The sequence below is a fragment of the Aestuariivivens sediminicola genome, assembly GCF_022662015.1.
GTDB classification, from domain to species: Bacteria; Bacteroidota; Bacteroidia; order Flavobacteriales; family Flavobacteriaceae; genus Aestuariivivens; species Aestuariivivens sediminicola.
The window spans coordinates 315,120-332,692 of record NZ_JAKMCM010000003.1; the positions used below are offsets into that span (position 1 = coordinate 315,120).

The window sequence follows — 17,573 nt, forward strand, 5'->3', positions numbered from 1 at the left end:
TTGGCAATTTGTTAAAATCACTTTCCATAAAAAACTATGCGCTGATTGAAAATCTGCATGTCAGTTTTGATAATGGTTTATCAATAATTACCGGTGAAACCGGAGGCGGGAAATCCATTTTACTTCAAGGACTGTCTTTAATTTTGGGAAAACGAGCTGATTTCAGCAGTTTAAAAGACAATTCTATTAAATGTATTATTGAAGCGGTCTTTGATATTACTAATTACGATCTGAAATCTTTTTTTAAGGATGAAATTCTCGATTTTGATGATCAGACGATTATTAGACGTGAAATACTGCCCTCTGGTAAATCACGTGCATTCGTAAACGATTCACCTGTTCAATTAAAGAGTTTACAGCTTCTAGGGGAGCGATTAATAGACATTCATTCACAACATGAAACTTTGCAGATAGTAGATGATAATTATCAATTTAAAGTAATTGATGCTTTAGCTGGTAATGCTTCTTTGTTAAAGCGTTACAGAGAGGAATTGAATCAGTTTAGAGTAGCACGGAAAGAACTGGATAAATTAATGAAATTAAAGTCTGAGGTCATTAAGGAGCAGGATTATAATACATTTCTTTTAAATGAGCTGCTTGAGGCGAATTTGGTTGAAGATGAGTTGGTGGAACTTGAAGAAGAATACGAAACACTCAATAATGTAGAGGACATCAAGGAAAAACTGGCGACCTCTTCTCAGATTTTGAATGACGAAGAACAAGGTGTTATGTCTCGTTTATCAGAACTAAAGACTAATTTCACCAAACTCGCCAATCTGTCATCGAATTATAATGATTTGTTTGAGCGCATCCGAAGCAGCTTTATTGAATTGGATGATATTCATATAGAGATTGATCGCTTGTTAGAGCATTTAGAAGCAAATCCAGAACGTCTGGAGCAGGTAAATGTGCGTTTGGGAATATTAAATAATTTGTTATTGAAACATGGAGCAATGGATCTTAGAGAGCTCATTTCAATTCGCGATCAGCTTCTGGAAAAATGTTCAGTTACAGAAAATTTAGATGATACTATTTTAAAAAAGGAAGCCGAGTTATTAGAAAAACAAAAAACTCTCGACCATTTATCAAAGGATATCCATGAAAAAAGAAGATTAGCGATTCCAAATCTTAAACAACAATTGGAGACCATATTAAAAGATTTGGGTATGCCTAATGCAAAGTTTTCTATACAATTAAATTACACCACTAATTTGTTCTCGAATGGAAAGGATGAATTATTATTTCTATTCTCAGCTAATAAGGGCGGGAACTTTTTAGAATTGAAAAAGGCAGCATCAGGAGGGGAGTTGTCAAGAATCATGTTGGCCATAAAATGGGTTTTATCCAATTATATCAAGTTGCCAACCATTATGTTTGACGAAATCGATACAGGGGTTTCCGGTGAAATTTCTAATAAAATGGGTGAAATAATGTTAGATATGAGCAGGAGCATGCAGGTATTTACCATAACCCATTTACCGCAAATAGCGGCAAAAGGGCATTATCATTTCAAAGTATATAAAGAGGATATTAATAATATTACACAAACCAAGTTAATTAGACTTAACCATGATGAGCGGATTGTTGAAATAGCCCAGATGTTAGGAGGAATAGAAATGTCATCGTCAGCGATTGCCCATGCCAAGGAATTACTCAATTAAAAATATTAGCTATTGAAGTTTAAAGTTTATTACTTTTGCCACAATATGTTTGTTATTATTTAACAAATGCTTTATTAAAATTATTTTTTAAAAAATACTGTAATGTTCTAATGTTATCGAAGGGTTATAATACAAAGAATAATTAATGAAGTAGATCTTTGCGATAATTTTAACGTACACAAATTAATTAAATCTTAACTAATGTATAATTTATTAAAAGGAAAAAAGGGGATCATATTTGGAGCTTTGGATTCAAATTCAATTGCTTGGAAAACAGCTGAACGCGTACATGAAGAAGGGGGGCAATTTGTTCTGACAAACGCACCAGTAGCGATGCGAATGGGACAAATCAATGACTTGGCAAGTAAAACAGGTTCTAAGATTATTCCGGCTGATGCGACATCAGTCGAGGATTTACAAAATCTCATAGACCAATCAATGGAAATTTTAGGAGGAAAATTAGATTTTATTTTACACTCCATCGGTATGTCTATAAATGTTAGAAAGGGAAGACATTATACCGATCAAAATTATGATTGGACACAAAAAGGAACGGATGTTTCTGCAATTTCCTTCCACAAACTCATGCAAACTTTATACAAATCAGATGCTATGAATGAGTGGGGTAGCATTGTTGCATTAACTTATATGGCAGCTCAAAGGGTATTTCCAGATTATAATGATATGGCTGATAATAAGGCCTACTTAGAAAGTATAGCACGTAGTTTTGGTTATTTCTTTGGTCGCGATAAGAAAGTTCGAGTTAATACCATTTCACAATCTCCAACACCAACGACAGCAGGCAGTGGTGTAAAGGGATTTGACGGTTTTATTGCCTATGCAGAAAAAATGTCTCCTTTAGGCAATGCCACCGCTCTGGATTGTGCTAATTATACCGTTACATTATTTAGTGATTTAACAAAAAGGGTAACTTTACAGAACCTATACAATGATGGTGGATTTAGTAATATGGGTGTTAGTGATGCGGTCATGTCTACATTTATTGGCGAAGAATAGAAAAATTGTAAATAGTGAAATGAAATGAGATCATTTCATTATTGATTTTCAAACCAGAAATACCATTATGCCACCTTTTTAAGGTGGCTTTTTTATTTGTATTGGTTACATTTGTGTGATGCATATTAACTATTCTTTTATTATTCCTGTTTATAACCGTCCTGAGGAAATTCAGGAGCTATTGGAAAGTTTTGTTCGTTTGAAGACCGATATAAAGTTTGAAGTGGTTATAGTGGAGGATGGCTCTACCGTATCCTCAAAAGCTATAGTAGATAATTTTATGGATACGTTAGAGATTTCTTATTTCTATAAGAAGAATTCAGGTCCCGGTGACTCAAGAAACTATGGGATGAAACGGGCAAAGGGAAATTATTTTATAATTCTGGATTCGGACTGCATTTTGCCAGATAATTATCTTACAGAAGTTGATGCAGAGTTAAAAATGGAATATGTTGACTGTTTTGGGGGGCCTGATGAAGCCCTGGATTCATTTTCAAATCTGCAGAAGGCGATTAATTTTACCATGACGTCTTTTATTACAACCGGAGGTATCAGGGGAAAAAAGAAGAGTATTAAAAAGTTTCAACCCCGGAGCTTTAATATGGGTCTTTCGAAAAAAGCGTTTAAAGAATCAAATGGGTTTGGTTCCATTCATCCCGGGGAAGATCCCGATCTATCGATCAGATTATGGAATTTAGGTTATAAAACCAGGCTAATACCAAATGCTTTTGTATATCATAAGAGACGAATCTCATGGAATGGATTTTATAAACAGGTCAAAAAGTTCGGCATGGTACGACCCATATTAACACAGTGGCATCCAAATACAAGAAGTTTGACCTATTGGTTTCCTTTGGTCTTTAGTCTGGGGTTTGTGGTTTCAATATTTTTGCTTCTTTTAGGATATTATTGGTTTATTCTAGTTTATGCATTGTATTTTTTAATTGCGTTCCTTAAGGCTTTGGCATCAACGAAAAACTTTATAGTATCTATTTATTCATTAATCGCCATTGGAATTCAATTTTTCGGGTATGGTTTTGGATTTTTGAATTCAACTATTGCCCTGATACTATTAGGAAGAGACCCCCGAACACATTTTCCAGAACTTTTTTATAAATAATTATGATTAACACATTGAGAGCTAAATTTCTGGGTGCCATACAGAATAAAAAAATCAACATTTTTTTATTGTTCTTGATTTTATCTTTCATCATATTAATTTTCACCAAGCTTTCTAAGACCTATACGAATACAATAGCATTTAAAATCAAACGCGTTAATGTGCCGGAAGAAAGAGTAGTTTTGAATACTTCTGATTCGACTTTAAATATGACATTAAGTACGCATGGATTTAAATGGTTGAGCTATTATTTTAACAGACCAGAGATAATCATAGATTTTTCAAAAGATGTCATCGAAAGTAGTTCAAAATATATTTGGACCAGGAATAAGGCGCGCTTATTTAACACTAGTACATTCACAAATCAAGTTAAAATCATTGCGGTTTACCCGGATACCTTATATTTTACATTTGATGTGAATTCCATCAGAAAAATACCGGTAGAGTTAAGACAAAATATTTCGTTTAGTCCAGGATATGATAGTTTTAGTGGGTTTTTGATTAGCCCGGATTCCATTAAAGTTGTAGGGCCAGAGCATGTTATAGATACAATTAACGCAATAGAAACTGAAATGGTTTCATTAAAAGATGTCAAATCCAATATTGACATCACCGTAAAATTAGATTTGCCCAAATCATTAAAAGAGGTACGCTATACAAATTCAGATGTAAATTTGAATGCCGAGGTAGAACGGTTTACTGAAGGGAATTTAAAAATTCCAATAACTGTTATTAACACTCCGGATGATTTGAAATTAAATTATTTTCCAAAAGAGGTTACAATATCTTTTTATACCAGTTTAAATCAATTTAATTTGGTTAAACCGAATGATTTTAGAGTAATCTGTGATTATAGTAAGTTAAATAGTGAGGGCTCTTTTTTTATTCCCGAGATTGTGAAAACTTCTGAGCATGTGAAAAGTGTAAAAATTAATAATCAACGCGTTGAAATTATTATTTTAGAATGATTATTGTCGGACTAACAGGTGGAATAGGAAGTGGTAAATCTACTGTCGCAAATGCCTTTAATGCTTTGGGTATTCCTGTTTATATCGCAGATGAGGAGGCAAAAAGACTCATGAATAAATCCCAAGTCATAAAACGGCAGCTCATTGGTTTGTTTGGGGAGGAAGTTTATACAAAGGAAGGTTTAAACAGGTCTTTTATTGCCAATATTATATTTAAGAATAAATCCTTATTAAATAAAATTAATGACATAGTACACCCGGAAGTAGCCAAACATTTTAAAAAATGGGTTAAAGCTCAAAATGGGCCGTATGTTGTAAAGGAAGCAGCCATTTTGTTTGAAAATAATGGGTATAAGGCATGCGATTACGTCATTACCGTAACTGCTCCAAAAGATGTAAAAATGCAGCGCCTGTTGTCTCGAGATAAGACTTCTATCGAGAGAATTGAAGCCATAATGCAAAATCAATGGCACGATGAAGATCGAATACCTTTGTCTGATTTTGTGATTGAAAATACAGATTTGGAAAATACAAAAAAGCAAGTTTTAAATATTCATCATAAAATTCTTGAAAGAATTAGGTGACAGCCAAATTTTAACATTTTTGTTAACATTAGGTTAAATGGTAACTTTTCTAAATGTTAAAATGTTAAATTTGACTAATGAGCAGGAGAATATTTAGCCTATTGGTTCTATTAATGAGTTTGTCTCTTATAGGAATTATATTTGTTCAGGCTTACTATATTAAAGGGTCCGTAAAAAATGAAGAAAACAGGTTTAAATTTAAAGTGCAAACCGTTTTGGCCAATGTATCTAACCAAATTCAAGATGATGAATTGGCTACCTATTTTGAGAAATATCAGAATTTGATAAGTGAAAAAAAAGAGGCCGATTCTGTATCTGTATCACAATTATTCATTTATCAACAAAACAACAATACCAAACAAGCACTTATTTACAAAAGTGGTGTTTTGGAAGATAATTACAAGTTATCTTCATCGCTCTTTGACATTGGTTTAGATAGTATTAACATCCAAAGCATTTTTGGAAGTTCAAATGCTGAGATATATGAAAACATCGAATTTTCTGAGTCTAACACTAATCAGGCACCTATTTTAAGTATCATAAATAGTGGGAGTTTAAATGAGGCACAAAAATTAAGTTTTGAGAAAAATTTTAAGGCAATTTCAAAACGAACACCCATTCACAAGCGTGTTTCGAAGGAGAAAATAGCCGATTTGCTCTCAAAAAAATTAAAAGAGAATGATATAGACATAGATTACGAATTTGCCATATATAGTAACGATTTGGCAACTAAAGTACAAAGTGACAATTTTGAATTTGATAAAACTTCTGCATATAACATTCCTATGTTTTATGATGAAAATAATGTGAGTAATTATAAGCTCTATGTAAACTTTCCTGATGATAAAAAGTTTATTTTATCTTCAGTAATTGGAATGATCTTATTGTCCGTTGTATTCACATCGGTGATAATTATTGCTTATTCAAGTGCCCTATTTCAATTGGTAAAGCAACGTAAGATTTCCCAGATTAAAACGGACTTTATTAATAATATGACACATGAGTTTAAAACTCCAATTGCCACTATAAACTTAGCTTTGGATGCAATTAAGAATCCGAAAATAATCGTCGACAGGGAAAAAGTATTACGTTATCTCAACATGATCAAGGATGAAAATAAGCGTATGCATGCACAGGTTGAAAATGTACTTAGAATATCTAAACTTGAGAAAAACGAACTCAACATTAGTAAGGACAGGGTTAATTTACACGACTTAGTTGTAGATGCTATAACTCATGTCGAGCTTATAATAGAAAACAGGAAAGGTTATATCAAGACTTTTCTGGAGGCTGATGAGTCCTCGATATTAGCTAATGAGACACATTTTACCAATGTGATAGTTAATATTTTAGACAATGCGATTAAATATTCGCCTGATTCTCCGGAAATAGAGGTATACACCGAGAATGTGGGAACAAATATTTTATTAAAAATAAAAGATCATGGCAGTGGAATGAGCAAAGCTGCCGCCAAACGTGTATTTGAGAAATTTTATCGAGAACACACGGGAAATATACATAATGTTAAGGGACATGGCTTGGGTTTAGCTTATGTTAAGCGTATTGTCGAAGACCATCAAGGTCATGTTTCTGTCGAAACAGAGAAAGATAAAGGAAGTACATTTATTATTAAACTTCCTATAATAACATAATTATGGAAGAAGTAAACAAGAAAATTTTATTAGTTGAAGACGATCCCAACTTTGGTACGGTACTGAAGGATTATTTAATGATGAACGATTATGATGTGGTTCATGCCAAAAATGGTATGGAAGGATTTGAAAAATTTAAAAAGGACGATTATGACTTATGTATATTAGATGTAATGATGCCTTATAAAGATGGCTTCACCCTCGCCAAAGAAATTCGTGAAAAGAATTCTGATGTACCAATCGTATTCCTAACGGCCAAAGCAATGAAGGAAGATGTGCTTAAAGGGTATAAGGTGGGAGCCGATGATTATTTAAATAAACCATTTGATAGTGAGGTTTTATTAATGAAAATAAAAGCCATCATGCAGCGAAAAGCTACGGAGACTATTTCTGATAGCAAACAGTTTGAATTTAAGATTGGTCGATTTGATTTAAACTCAAAACTCCGTTTTCTTCGTTTCGATGGAGGTGAACCGATTAAATTGTCACCAAAGGAAAATGAACTCTTACGATTGTTGGCATTGCATGAAAATGATTTAATGCCTCGTGAATTAGCACTTACTAAAATATGGCGCGATGATAATTATTTTACATCGCGAAGTATGGACGTCTATATTGCTAAACTTCGCAAATATTTAAAACCCGATGAAAAGGTAGAAATCCTTAATATTCATGGTGAAGGATTTAGATTGGTAATTAATGATTGAGTAATACGTTATTACTAAAATTAAATCCATATTTAAAAAGGAATTCAATAGCATTTCTATAAATAACAAAACAGCAAGCTAAAGAGTTTGCTGTTTTGGTTATTGAAAGTTCTAAAAGAATAACTTCTTAATAAGCTATACTGCTACATCGTGTTCGCGCAGTGCCTCGTTTAAAGAGGTCTTTTTATTTGTACTCTCTTTCCGTATACCAATAATAAGGGCGCAGGGTACGTTATAGTTTCCAGCCGGGAAGGATTTCGTGTAGCTTCCGGGAATAACTACGGAACGAGCAGGAACACGACCCTTTAATTCAACAGGAGTGTTGCCTGTCACATCAATTATCTTTGTAGATGCCGTTAATACCACATTGGCGCCTAATACAGCCTCAGTTTCTACGCGAACCCCTTCAACTACGATACAGCGGGAGCCAATAAATGCATTATCTTCAATAATTACGGGAGCAGCCTGTAATGGTTCCAATACACCACCAAGGCCAACACCACCAGAAAGGTGTACATTCTTGCCAACTTGAGCACAGCTGCCAACGGTAGCCCAGGTATCTACCATAGTACCTTCATCTACATATGCACCAATATTCACATAACTAGGCATTAAAATAGTACCCTTGGAGATATAGGAACCATGTCTGGCTACGGCATGAGGAACCACTCGAATCCCTTTTTGGGCATAACCTTTCTTCAATGGAATTTTATCGTGAAATTCTAATGGCCCGGCTTCAATAGTTTCCATTTTCTGTATTGGAAAATATAAAACAACAGCTTTTTTCACCCATTCATTGACTTGCCAACCATCTGCCGTGGGCTCGGCAACACGTAATTCTCCCTTATCAAGTAAGTCGATAACACGTTTAATGGCACCTGTTGTCTTTACATCATGTAAAAGCGATCGGTCTTCCCAGGCCTGTTCTATAATTTGTTGTAAATCTGTCATTAGTCATTAAATTTTGACAAATATAACTTCTAAGTATTTAAAAATAGAATTTTGAACGTACTATATGGGTTTAAAAGTTGACAAAAATTTAAGGGATAAAATGGGGATTTCGCAATACTAATTCTTCGTTTTTTCCTTTGAGTGGAATTACTTTTAAGATGAAGTGCAATTTACCTGTCAGTTGGTCGGTAAATTGGTGTTATTCATCAGTTAATCGGTAGAAATCATCACATTTTCTAATAATCGAAAATACTAAATACTACAACTAATTTTTTACACTTTTGGTGAATACCCGCCCTATATTTGAATCAGAAATCAAAACCCAAATCTGATGAAAACTTTATTTATAACTTTAACTTTAGTACTTTCTTTTACGTTATCAAACGCTCAGAGTAATGTAGAGACTACAACTGAAGCAGCTCAAGAAGTTGTAACGCCTTCAACAGATAATACAGTAGAAATTGATACTACAAAATTAAATGAAGCTATTTCTAAAACCAGTGATATCAAAAATTACTTAAATATGGAGCGTAAGGTTGACAACATTAAACTGGTTTTTCCTAAAATACACAGACGTAAAATCGCATAAGCTATAATTCATATTCAAATATTAATAAGGTTAACTATTGATTAAAGACCATCTCCTAAAGATGGTCTTTTTTACTTTTATCATTATTTTTGAATTTTAAAATCCAATGGGACGCATATTAGCTTTAGATTATGGCTTAAAAAGAACCGGTATCGCGGTTACTGATGAATTGCAGATTATTGCATCCGGATTAACGACCGTTAATACCACGGACTTGATTTCTTTTTTAACGAAGTATTTGGAAAATGAGACTGTTGATTTGTTTCTGATCGGAGAGCCCAGGCAAATGAATTACACGGTTTCTCAAAGTGAAATCCATATTCTGCAATTTATAAAACAATTAACTACAGAATTTCCGAATATCCCCATTAAGCGCATTGATGAACGATTTACCTCAAAATTGGCCTTTCAGACAATGATTGACGGTGGACTAAAGAAGAATCAACGTAAAAACAAAGCACTAATAGATAAAATTAGTGCTACAATTATTTTACAAAGTTATTTGTATTCAAAAAATACGGAATAAAATTAGATAGATGTAAAATTTTGTTTAATTTTAATCGTCGAACTTTATTTACCAACCTATGAAACACTTTTACCTACTACTTATTTTTTTTGGAATTAATTTAATTTCTGGACAGGTTTGCCCCGATAAGGGATTCGCTTCTGGAAATTTAGTTTATTTTATTGATGACGACAATATGTTCAACTGTGGTGATTGGCCTATAAACATTACTGTTGATGGTATTAATTATGTACGTACACAGTGCACAACAGATTTGTTGACGTACGAAACTAGTGACACTCCAATTCCTGATAATGCGGCCTTCACTGCAGATTTTGGTGGAACCATTGGTACTTGTGACTTCGAAGCTGATGGAACTTTACCAATAGAAGAATTTATTTTAAATAAGGTACTTCAGGTTTATCCCAATCCTTTACGATATGGAAATGATATAACCTTATCCTTTGGATCACCTACTAATGCTGAGATTAGTTTGTATAACGTTACCGGCAGAAAGGCATTAGAGTTGACAATTGAAGATAGTGCAAGTAAGAATATTGACCTTTCAAGTTTATCAAACGGTGTTTACATGCTTAAAATAGCAAAAGGAGACGCCATGGTAACGAGGAAAATAGTTATCATGAAGTAATACTTTTACCCTAAAAAAAGAAACTCCTTTTAAATAAAGGAGTTTTTTTTTGCTTATTTATTTCTATCCGTTGGAAGAGTTGTATTTTTGCTTCATTAAATGTATATCAATAAAAATGATTTTACCAATTGTAGCCTATGGTGATCCTGTATTGAAGAAAAAGGCAATCGACATAACCAAAGATTACCCGAACTTAGATGTTCTTATAGCGAATATGTTCGAAACGATGTATAACGCTTATGGCGTCGGTTTGGCCGCACCTCAGATCGGCTTGCCCATTCGATTATTTTTGGTGGATACAGCTCCATTTGCAGAGGATGAGGCCTTTTCTGCGGAGGAGGCAAATGCTTTAAAGGATTTCAAACGTGTTTTTATCAATGCGAAAATAACCGACGAAGCGGGGGAGGAATGGGCCTTTAATGAAGGCTGTTTAAGTATTCCGGATATTAGGGAAGACGTCTCAAGACATCCTGCTATTACTGTGGAGTACTTTGATGAGAACTTTAATTTACATCGAGAATCATTTGATGGTTTGATAGCTCGTGTAATTCAACATGAATACGATCATATTGAAGGGATATTATTTACAGATAAGTTGTCCGGTTTCAAGAAAAGATTGTTAAAGGGTAAACTCGCCAATATTTCAAAAGGTAAAATAAAGGTGGATTATAAGATGAAGTTCCCTAATGAAAAAAAGAAAAGATAACATTTGTTTTGGATTGATAAACAAATATATTTGTGCCCTTTCAACACGAAATTATGAGTTTAGAAAAAATATTATCAATTTCTGGAAGACCTGGTTTATACAGGTTAATAACACAAACAAGGGGAGGTTTTGTGGCGGAGTCTTTAATCGACAGAAAGAGGCTTTCCGTAAGAATTCAACAAAATGTCAGTTTACTCAGTGAAATAGCCATTTATACTTTATCAGAAGAGATTCCCCTTCTGGACGTTTTTAATAAAATAAAAACTAAGGAAAATGGAGAACAGGCTAGTGTCAGGGCGAGTGATTCCCGGGATAAATTGGAGGCATATTTCTTTGATATATTACCGGATTATGATGAAGACCGGGTGTATCCCAGCGATATTAAAAAGGTTATTCAGTGGTATAATTTATTGCAAGAGCAAAATTTGCTGGATGATTTAGATGCTAAGAATAGTGATAAACCAGATTCGTCTGAAGAAGAAGAATAGTTAAATAAAGACCTCCTTTGGAGGTTTTTTTATGGGCTGATGTAAGTTAGGATAGAACCTATCGACCAAAATGCTGATTAACCCGTGCACTCCGTTCGCCATGAATTCAATTTGGTTTTTTGATGACGTCAATCTTTTTAAAGTATTGTGTCCGCATAAGTTTAAAGCTTATAAAGCCTCCCATAAATTCGATTCCTATAAAAAGAAAGATTATATCTATTTTGAGGAAGATTATGCAAATAAAGTGTATCTCATTGAAAAGGGTAAGGTAAAAATTGGATACTACAATGAAGATGGAACCGAGGTGATTAAGGCCATTTTAACTCGGGGAGATTTGTTTGGTGAAACCGCTATCTTCGGAGAATCGAGGCGAGAAGAATTTGCCCAATCCATTGACAATGCTACAAGTATTTGCCCGATAGGGGTTGACACGATGCACAACTTAATGAGAAATAATCAAACGTTTAGTTTTAAAATATATAAACTTATAGGGTTCAAGTTAAAACGTCTGGAAAGGCGCTTACAGTTATTATTGTTTAAGGATGCTAAAACAAGATTAATGGAGTTTCTCGAAGAACTTTGTGCCGATTATGGATACGATTGCGAGAAAACCGGTGATAAGGTGATACACCATCCCTATACTCAAAAAGATATAGCTTCCTTAATAGGGACATCGAGACCAACCTTAAATGTATTGCTTAATGAACTTAAGGATGAAAAAATTATTGAATTCCACAGGAAAGAAATAAGAATCCGAAAAAAGATAGCTTAATGTTACCAACCCATTGTAAATTTATAGGTATTATGTAATTTGTCACTTTAGGATTAAGTTGCTAAAAACACCTTTAATTCTTTGATTTTAAGTTAAATTTGATTCTAAACCTGTGTTATTCAACATTAGTAAATGCATTTGCCTCAGCTAAAATTAAAGGATATCTTATTTATTCTTCTGTTAGTCGTTCTGATAGTTCCTCAAACACGACAACCCGTTCAAATTTTTTTAAATAAAGGGATAGCCATTTTCAGTCCATCAGTTTTAAATCTTGAAGATCAATATAGATTAACAACTTATAATTGGGATCTCATAGATAAAGAGGGTCATGTTCTGAATTTTAAAGAATTTAAGGGCAAGGTGGTATTGGTTAATTTCTGGGCCACCTGGTGCCCTCCGTGTATTGCCGAGATGCCGAATCTTCAGAGGTTATATGATGATTATCACAGCAGAGTTGAATTTCTTTTTGTCACGAATGACGAGTTCAGTACCATAAATCAATTTTTACAGAAAAATGGCTATAGTTTTCCAGTTTACAGATCCCTTTCCAATGATAGGGATATGTTTAATGTAAAAAGTATTCCGAGAACATTCCTAATAGATAAAACAGGAGGAATTATTATTGATAAATCAGGAGCTTCCAATTGGAACAGTCAAAAAGTTAGACAAATAATTGATGATTTAATTTCTGGTAATGCCGGATGATTTTGAAATACCAATAATCTTTTGTTAGTTTACCTGAATTAATATCAAGAACTCGTATTTTGAAAATTGTAGTATTGGATGGTTATACTTTGAATCCGGGAGATTTGTCGTGGGAAGGTCTCAAGGAATTTGGAGAGGTCATTATTTATGATAGAACGGCCTATAATACGGAGGCAATTCTTAAAAATATTGATGATGCCACATGTGTTTTTACCAATAAGACACCATTGGAAAAGGCTGTTCTTAGAAAAGTAAAACATGTAAAATACATTGGTGTCCTAGCCACGGGCTATAATGTGGTAGATGTAAGGGAGGCTCATAACCTTGGCATAACAGTGACTAATGTACCTGCTTATAGCACTTCTGCCGTGGCCCAATTTACAATGGCTTTGCTATTGGAAATTTGCCATCATGTTGGAGCACATAATAGGGCCGTAAAAAATGGGGATTGGTCTAATGCATTGGATTTTTCTTTTTGGAATTTCCCATTGATGGAATTGGAAGGAAAAACCTTAGGCATTATTGGTTTTGGTCGAATTGGACAAGCTACGGCAAAATTGGCTAACGCTTTTGGTTTGAACGTATTATTTAATAGCAGAAGCCGAAAAAATGAATTAGAAACCGAGAATTGTGTCTACGCCGATCTTGATAAACTTTTAACCCATTCCGATATTATAAGTCTTCATTGCCCGCTTTTGGAGGGTACTGAGGGCATCATCAATTCAAAGAATATTGATAAAATGAAGGATGAGGTTATCATTATAAATACTTCCAGGGGCGGTCTTATTAAAGAAAAAGAATTGGCGGAGGCTTTAAATTCCGGTAAAGTATATGCTGCAGCGGTCGATGTTGTTTCTTCAGAGCCCATAGATAAGAATAATCCTTTGTTAAAGGCTAAAAACTGTATCATAACCCCGCACATTGCCTGGGCTTCTTTTGAAGCTAGAAAGCGTTTAATGCAATTGGCAGTACAGAATTTTGAACACTATTTAAACGATGACCCTATTAATGTTGTAAGTTCTTAAGAACTTTTTATTCGATTAAAATTCATTACAAATAATGTTAAAAGAATAAGTGTAAAGGCATAAACCGTATCTTCTACAGGTATGGTAAACAATCTCATGTTTAGGTTTTCAGAATTGTTGTACCAAACCACTTCATTTTTTATAAAACTGCCTGTTAATAGGCCATTTACAATAAAAAATGGGATGAGCATTATTACAAAGGTGAGATAATAGGTGCGAAGAAGTTCTAAGTTTTTTATCATAACCAATATTAACACCATCAATGCTACAGTAAAATTGATAACGGTGTACCATTTATCGTAATTAAAAACTGAGATGACCGCAAATATTATAGAAAGAATAGTACCGAGGGCTTTAGTTGTACTTTTGGACAGCCTTCGATTAGGAAAATAATGAATCAGTGCATAATGTGTAAAAACACATGCATACGGAATACAAACAAAGAACAACCATTCTTCAATGGGTAAATTAAACAGCCTTAAACCCAAAAAATAATCACTATTAAATCCCCAAATACCGTGATTTGTAAATACGATATCCCATGGGATAAAAACAAGCATGCTAATTAAAATCCCCGTAAAAAGAGATTTCCAATTTTTGTAAAATCTTAACTTTGGATGAAAACTAAAAATAAAAGGAATAGATAATGAACCTAGATTCAAGAACAAATACAAAGAAGTCATTAACTATTTTTTAAAATATTTAAATGGTACGAACAGCATTCCGAAGCACTCTCCATCCTTCTTACCCAGGTGTTTATGATGTATTTTGTGTGCGCGTCTAACACCTCTCGCATACCAGTTATTTACATTTCTAAATAGTTTGAATCGCTGATGTATAAAGATATCATGAACTAAAAAATAGGATACACCATAAGAGAAAATACCCAAACCAATGGGCAAACCTGGCCAAAAGTCTTTAAATTCCCATAGCAAAATAAAACTTATACTCACTACTGCATAGAACAGGAAAAATGCGTCATTTCGTTCAAACCAGCTATCATGATCTTTATGGTGATGGTCCTTGTGTAAATGCCAGAGAAAACCGTGCATAATGTACTTATGGGTAAACCAAGCCATGAACTCCATTATGCAATAAGCCGTCAAAAAAATCAATATCCAATATACTGTTTGCATGTTTTATTTTTACAGTAAATTTAATTGATATTTTACATAACTGCGCATCAGAAGTTCAACTTTTTTATGATTCGATACTCTTATGCGTGAATTTTTAATTTTCATAGCTGGAGTGTTCTTCAATTTTTTCAATAATTGACGATAATATCTGTACGCCATGAACACACCGAACCTTGATTCGATTGGTAACTTTTTTATACCCATAAGACCCCGTTCAAAATCGCTTTCAATATCATTAATAATATCTTGTTTCGCATCTTCATCCAAATTATTTAGATCGGTATTTGGAAAATAGGTCCTGTTTAATCCTTCAAAATCAGCTTTTAAATCTCTCAAAAAATTTACCTTTTGAAAGGCAGATCCTAATGACATCGCACTATCCTTAAGTTCATCGTATTTCTCTTGATCTCCTTTTACAAAAACTTTAAGGCACATAAGACCAACAACGTCAGCAGAACCATAAATATAATTTTTATATTCCTCTTCAGTCAAATATTCAGATTTGTGCAAATCCAATCTCATACTGTTCATGAAGGCGTCAACCAGATGTCGTTCTATGTTACACTTATGATAAGTATACTGAAAGGCGTTAAGAATAGGGTTTAAGCTGATTCGGTCTTCCAAGGCACGGTTTAAGTCATCAGAAAACTTGGAAAATAATGCTTCTTTGTTGTAATTATGAAAGGAATCAACGATTTCATCAGCTAATCTGACAAAACCATAAATATTATAGATGTCTGATCTGATAGATCGGTATAGCATTTTTGTGGCTAAAGAAAAGGATGTGCTATAGGTTTTGGTTACCAACCTACTGGAATCATACGATACGGAGTCAAATAGTGCTTTCATTTTTTCGGACTAAAGTGTTTTATTACTAATTCAGCAACAAGTTTACCTGAAATGAGCGATGGAGGCACTCCAGGTCCTGGTACTGTTAATTGTCCAGTAAAAAAGAGGTTTTTTACTTTTTTACTTTTTAACTTGGGTCTTAGAAACGCCGTTTGCATTAACGTATTGGCCATGCCATAGGCATTACCCTTATATGAATTATAATCATTAATAAAATCATTAATGCAAAAGGATGTTTTAAATATAATATGATTTTTGACATTCTGGGAGGTTAAATCTTCAAAACGTTCTATTATTTTGTTAAAATACACAGATCTCAGTTCATCAGTGTCCTCTAGTCCCGGGGCTAGAGGTATTAAAAAAATGCCTGCCTCCTTACCTTTTGGTGCGGCATGAGCATCGGTTATACTCGGGAAACTAGCATAAAACAAAGGATTGTCGGGCCATTTTGGCCGGTCATATATGGCTTCTGCATGACGGTCGAAATCAGTATCAAAGAAAAGGGTGTGGTGATCGACATTTTTTAACTTCTTATCAAAGCCTACGTAGAATAATAAACTTGAAGGAGCGAATGTTTTCTTCATCCAAAATTTCTCTGAGTATTGTCTGTACGATTTGTCGAGCAATAGCTCTGTATGATGATAATCGGCTCCACTGACAATAATATCTGAATCATAGGCCTTCCCTTTTGAAATCAAGGATTTGGCTTGTCCATTTTCGATAACAATTTTTTCTACCGGATGCTCAGTTTTAATAGTTACACCGAGTTCTTTTGCCAGACTTTCCAATGCCAAAATGACTTGATACATGCCTTTAACCGGATGAAACGTTCCCAATCCAAAATCGGCGTAATTCATAAAATTGTAAAACGAAGGGGTATCGCCTGGTTTGGCACCTAAAAACAACACTGGAAATTCGAGTATTTTCACCAATTTGTCATTGTGAAATGCTTTTCTCACATCTCTTTTAATGGTGCTGAAAAATTGATTTAATCTTAAGATGGTAGAAGGGGTAATCAATTCTAAAGGAGATACGCCCGGCTTGTAAACAAGATCCTTGATTGCAATCTCATAATTTGATTTTGCGGTTTCAATGAATTTCTTTAGTGCAACAGAACTCCCTGGTTCTTCTTTTTCAAAGGCAATACATATCTTCTCTAAGCTATCTTCAATTGTTATACTATCATTTCGCCCAAAATATACCGAATAAGCAGGGTTTAATTTTTCTAAAGTGTAATAGTCTGAAACTGATTTATTGAAGTCAGTAAAAAACCGCTCAAAAACATCGGGCATCCAATACCAGGTGGGGCCAATATCGAATGTAAACCCATCCTTTTTTATTTGTCTCGCTCTACCACCTATGTCTTTGTTCTTTTCAAATACGGTGACATCAAAACCTGCTTGAGCCAAGTAACAAGAAGCGGCTAAAGATGAAAAACCAGAACCAATAATGGAAATACTTTGTTTCATGTGTTTAACAAATATAAAAC

20 protein-coding genes are annotated in these 17,573 nt (G+C 34.0%); 15 read left to right on the top strand and 5 right to left on the bottom strand.

Going from position 1 to position 17,573, the window contains the following annotated elements:
* Positions 1-8: 8 nt before the first annotated feature.
* From recN to MR041_RS08985, 7 genes are all read left to right on the top strand, one after another.
* Complete coding sequence (gene recN, locus MR041_RS08955) at positions 9-1,661, top strand: DNA repair protein RecN (RefSeq protein ID WP_242093274.1); 1,653 nt, start codon at positions 9-11, stop codon at positions 1,659-1,661.
* A 201-nt stretch (positions 1,662-1,862) separates the two neighbouring features.
* Positions 1,863-2,678 (top strand): enoyl-ACP reductase FabI, encoded by an 816-nt coding sequence (locus MR041_RS08960; RefSeq protein ID WP_242093275.1) that lies wholly within the window; start codon positions 1,863-1,865, stop codon positions 2,676-2,678.
* Between the two features lie 118 nt (positions 2,679-2,796).
* On the top strand, positions 2,797-3,798 hold the full coding sequence (locus MR041_RS08965; RefSeq protein ID WP_242093276.1) for a glycosyltransferase family 2 protein: 1,002 nt from the start codon (positions 2,797-2,799) through the stop codon (positions 3,796-3,798).
* Positions 3,799-3,800: 2 nt separating this feature from the next.
* Positions 3,801-4,766, top strand: a complete 966-nt coding sequence (locus MR041_RS08970) for a CdaR family protein (protein WP_242093277.1) — start codon at positions 3,801-3,803, stop codon at positions 4,764-4,766.
* A complete protein-coding gene (gene coaE / locus MR041_RS08975; protein WP_242093278.1) occupies positions 4,763-5,350 on the top strand; it encodes a dephospho-CoA kinase in 588 nt (195 codons plus the stop codon). The genes MR041_RS08970 and coaE overlap by 4 nt, the downstream gene beginning before the upstream one ends.
* Before the next feature lie 77 nt (positions 5,351-5,427).
* Positions 5,428-7,002: a sensor histidine kinase gene (locus MR041_RS08980; RefSeq protein ID WP_242093279.1), complete on the top strand. Its 1,575-nt coding sequence runs from the start codon at positions 5,428-5,430 to the stop codon at positions 7,000-7,002.
* Between the two features lie 2 nt (positions 7,003-7,004).
* A complete protein-coding gene (locus tag MR041_RS08985) occupies positions 7,005-7,709 on the top strand; it encodes a response regulator transcription factor (protein ID WP_242093280.1) in 705 nt (234 codons plus the stop codon).
* A gap of 135 nt (positions 7,710-7,844) precedes the next feature.
* On the opposite strand, the gene MR041_RS08990 is transcribed toward MR041_RS08985, so the two are convergent.
* Positions 7,845-8,660, bottom strand: a complete 816-nt coding sequence (locus MR041_RS08990) for a 2,3,4,5-tetrahydropyridine-2,6-dicarboxylate N-succinyltransferase (RefSeq protein ID WP_242093281.1) — start codon at positions 8,658-8,660, stop codon at positions 7,845-7,847.
* A 331-nt stretch (positions 8,661-8,991) separates the two neighbouring features.
* Here MR041_RS08990 and MR041_RS08995 point away from each other — a divergent pair, with 331 nt between their 5' ends.
* The 8 genes from MR041_RS08995 to MR041_RS09030 all read left to right on the top strand — a co-directional run bounded on the left by MR041_RS08995 (position 8,992) and on the right by MR041_RS09030 (position 14,099).
* Positions 8,992-9,249 (top strand): hypothetical protein, encoded by a 258-nt coding sequence (locus MR041_RS08995; protein WP_242093282.1) that lies wholly within the window; start codon positions 8,992-8,994, stop codon positions 9,247-9,249.
* A gap of 106 nt (positions 9,250-9,355) precedes the next feature.
* On the top strand, positions 9,356-9,775 hold the full coding sequence (gene ruvX / locus MR041_RS09000; RefSeq protein WP_242093283.1) for a Holliday junction resolvase RuvX: 420 nt from the start codon (positions 9,356-9,358) through the stop codon (positions 9,773-9,775).
* Between the two features lie 58 nt (positions 9,776-9,833).
* On the top strand, positions 9,834-10,403 hold the full coding sequence (locus MR041_RS09005) for a T9SS type A sorting domain-containing protein (protein ID WP_242093284.1): 570 nt from the start codon (positions 9,834-9,836) through the stop codon (positions 10,401-10,403).
* 115 nt (positions 10,404-10,518) lie between these two features.
* Positions 10,519-11,109 carry a peptide deformylase gene (gene def, locus MR041_RS09010; RefSeq protein WP_242093285.1) on the top strand — a complete coding sequence of 197 codons (591 nt, stop codon included), beginning with the start codon at positions 10,519-10,521 and terminating at the stop codon, positions 11,107-11,109.
* A gap of 53 nt (positions 11,110-11,162) precedes the next feature.
* Positions 11,163-11,597, top strand: coding sequence for a DUF5606 family protein (locus MR041_RS09015; protein WP_242093286.1), 435 nt, complete (start codon positions 11,163-11,165; stop codon positions 11,595-11,597).
* Between the two features lie 100 nt (positions 11,598-11,697).
* On the top strand, positions 11,698-12,369 hold the full coding sequence (locus MR041_RS09020; protein WP_242093287.1) for a Crp/Fnr family transcriptional regulator: 672 nt from the start codon (positions 11,698-11,700) through the stop codon (positions 12,367-12,369).
* Positions 12,370-12,501: 132 nt separating this feature from the next.
* On the top strand, positions 12,502-13,074 hold the full coding sequence (locus MR041_RS09025) for a TlpA family protein disulfide reductase (protein ID WP_242093288.1): 573 nt from the start codon (positions 12,502-12,504) through the stop codon (positions 13,072-13,074).
* 59 nt (positions 13,075-13,133) lie between these two features.
* On the top strand, positions 13,134-14,099 hold the full coding sequence (locus MR041_RS09030; RefSeq protein WP_242093289.1) for a D-2-hydroxyacid dehydrogenase: 966 nt from the start codon (positions 13,134-13,136) through the stop codon (positions 14,097-14,099).
* Here the strand turns inward: MR041_RS09030 and MR041_RS09035 are convergent.
* The 4 genes from MR041_RS09035 to MR041_RS09050 are packed head-to-tail and all read right to left on the bottom strand — an operon-like array spanning position 14,096 to position 17,553.
* Positions 14,096-14,782, bottom strand: coding sequence for a lycopene cyclase domain-containing protein (locus MR041_RS09035; RefSeq protein WP_242093290.1), 687 nt, complete (start codon positions 14,780-14,782; stop codon positions 14,096-14,098). The genes MR041_RS09030 and MR041_RS09035 overlap by 4 nt on opposite strands.
* Positions 14,783-14,785: 3 nt before the next feature.
* On the bottom strand, positions 14,786-15,235 hold the full coding sequence (locus tag MR041_RS09040; RefSeq protein WP_242093291.1) for a sterol desaturase family protein: 450 nt from the start codon (positions 15,233-15,235) through the stop codon (positions 14,786-14,788).
* A 9-nt stretch (positions 15,236-15,244) separates the two neighbouring features.
* Positions 15,245-16,084 carry a phytoene/squalene synthase family protein gene (locus MR041_RS09045; protein ID WP_242093292.1) on the bottom strand — a complete coding sequence of 280 codons (840 nt, stop codon included), beginning with the start codon at positions 16,082-16,084 and terminating at the stop codon, positions 15,245-15,247.
* Positions 16,081-17,553: a phytoene desaturase family protein gene (locus tag MR041_RS09050; protein WP_242093293.1), complete on the bottom strand. Its 1,473-nt coding sequence runs from the start codon at positions 17,551-17,553 to the stop codon at positions 16,081-16,083. Before MR041_RS09050 ends, MR041_RS09045 begins: the two co-directional genes overlap by 4 nt.
* Between the last annotated feature and the right edge of the window lie 20 nt (positions 17,554-17,573).

Coding starts and splice junctions, on each gene's coding strand:
- MR041_RS09045 (WP_242093292.1), bottom strand. CDS start 16,084: ATGAAAGCACTATTTGACTCCGTATCGTATGATTCCAGTAGGTTGGTA.
- MR041_RS09050 (WP_242093293.1), bottom strand. CDS start 17,553: ATGAAACAAAGTATTTCCATTATTGGTTCTGGTTTTTCATCTTTAGCC.
- MR041_RS08990 (WP_242093281.1), bottom strand. CDS start 8,660: ATGACAGATTTACAACAAATTATAGAACAGGCCTGGGAAGACCGATCG.
- MR041_RS08985 (WP_242093280.1), top strand. CDS start 7,005: ATGGAAGAAGTAAACAAGAAAATTTTATTAGTTGAAGACGATCCCAAC.
- MR041_RS09015 (WP_242093286.1), top strand. CDS start 11,163: ATGAGTTTAGAAAAAATATTATCAATTTCTGGAAGACCTGGTTTATAC.
- coaE (WP_242093278.1), top strand. CDS start 4,763: ATGATTATTGTCGGACTAACAGGTGGAATAGGAAGTGGTAAATCTACT.
- MR041_RS09020 (WP_242093287.1), top strand. CDS start 11,698: ATGAATTCAATTTGGTTTTTTGATGACGTCAATCTTTTTAAAGTATTG.
- MR041_RS08965 (WP_242093276.1), top strand. CDS start 2,797: ATGCATATTAACTATTCTTTTATTATTCCTGTTTATAACCGTCCTGAG.
- ruvX (WP_242093283.1), top strand. CDS start 9,356: ATGGGACGCATATTAGCTTTAGATTATGGCTTAAAAAGAACCGGTATC.
- MR041_RS08980 (WP_242093279.1), top strand. CDS start 5,428: ATGAGCAGGAGAATATTTAGCCTATTGGTTCTATTAATGAGTTTGTCT.
- MR041_RS09040 (WP_242093291.1), bottom strand. CDS start 15,235: ATGCAAACAGTATATTGGATATTGATTTTTTTGACGGCTTATTGCATA.
- MR041_RS08970 (WP_242093277.1), top strand. CDS start 3,801: ATGATTAACACATTGAGAGCTAAATTTCTGGGTGCCATACAGAATAAA.
- MR041_RS09035 (WP_242093290.1), bottom strand. CDS start 14,782: ATGACTTCTTTGTATTTGTTCTTGAATCTAGGTTCATTATCTATTCCT.
- MR041_RS09005 (WP_242093284.1), top strand. CDS start 9,834: ATGAAACACTTTTACCTACTACTTATTTTTTTTGGAATTAATTTAATT.
- MR041_RS09025 (WP_242093288.1), top strand. CDS start 12,502: ATGCATTTGCCTCAGCTAAAATTAAAGGATATCTTATTTATTCTTCTG.
- def (WP_242093285.1), top strand. CDS start 10,519: ATGATTTTACCAATTGTAGCCTATGGTGATCCTGTATTGAAGAAAAAG.
- MR041_RS08960 (WP_242093275.1), top strand. CDS start 1,863: ATGTATAATTTATTAAAAGGAAAAAAGGGGATCATATTTGGAGCTTTG.
- MR041_RS08995 (WP_242093282.1), top strand. CDS start 8,992: ATGAAAACTTTATTTATAACTTTAACTTTAGTACTTTCTTTTACGTTA.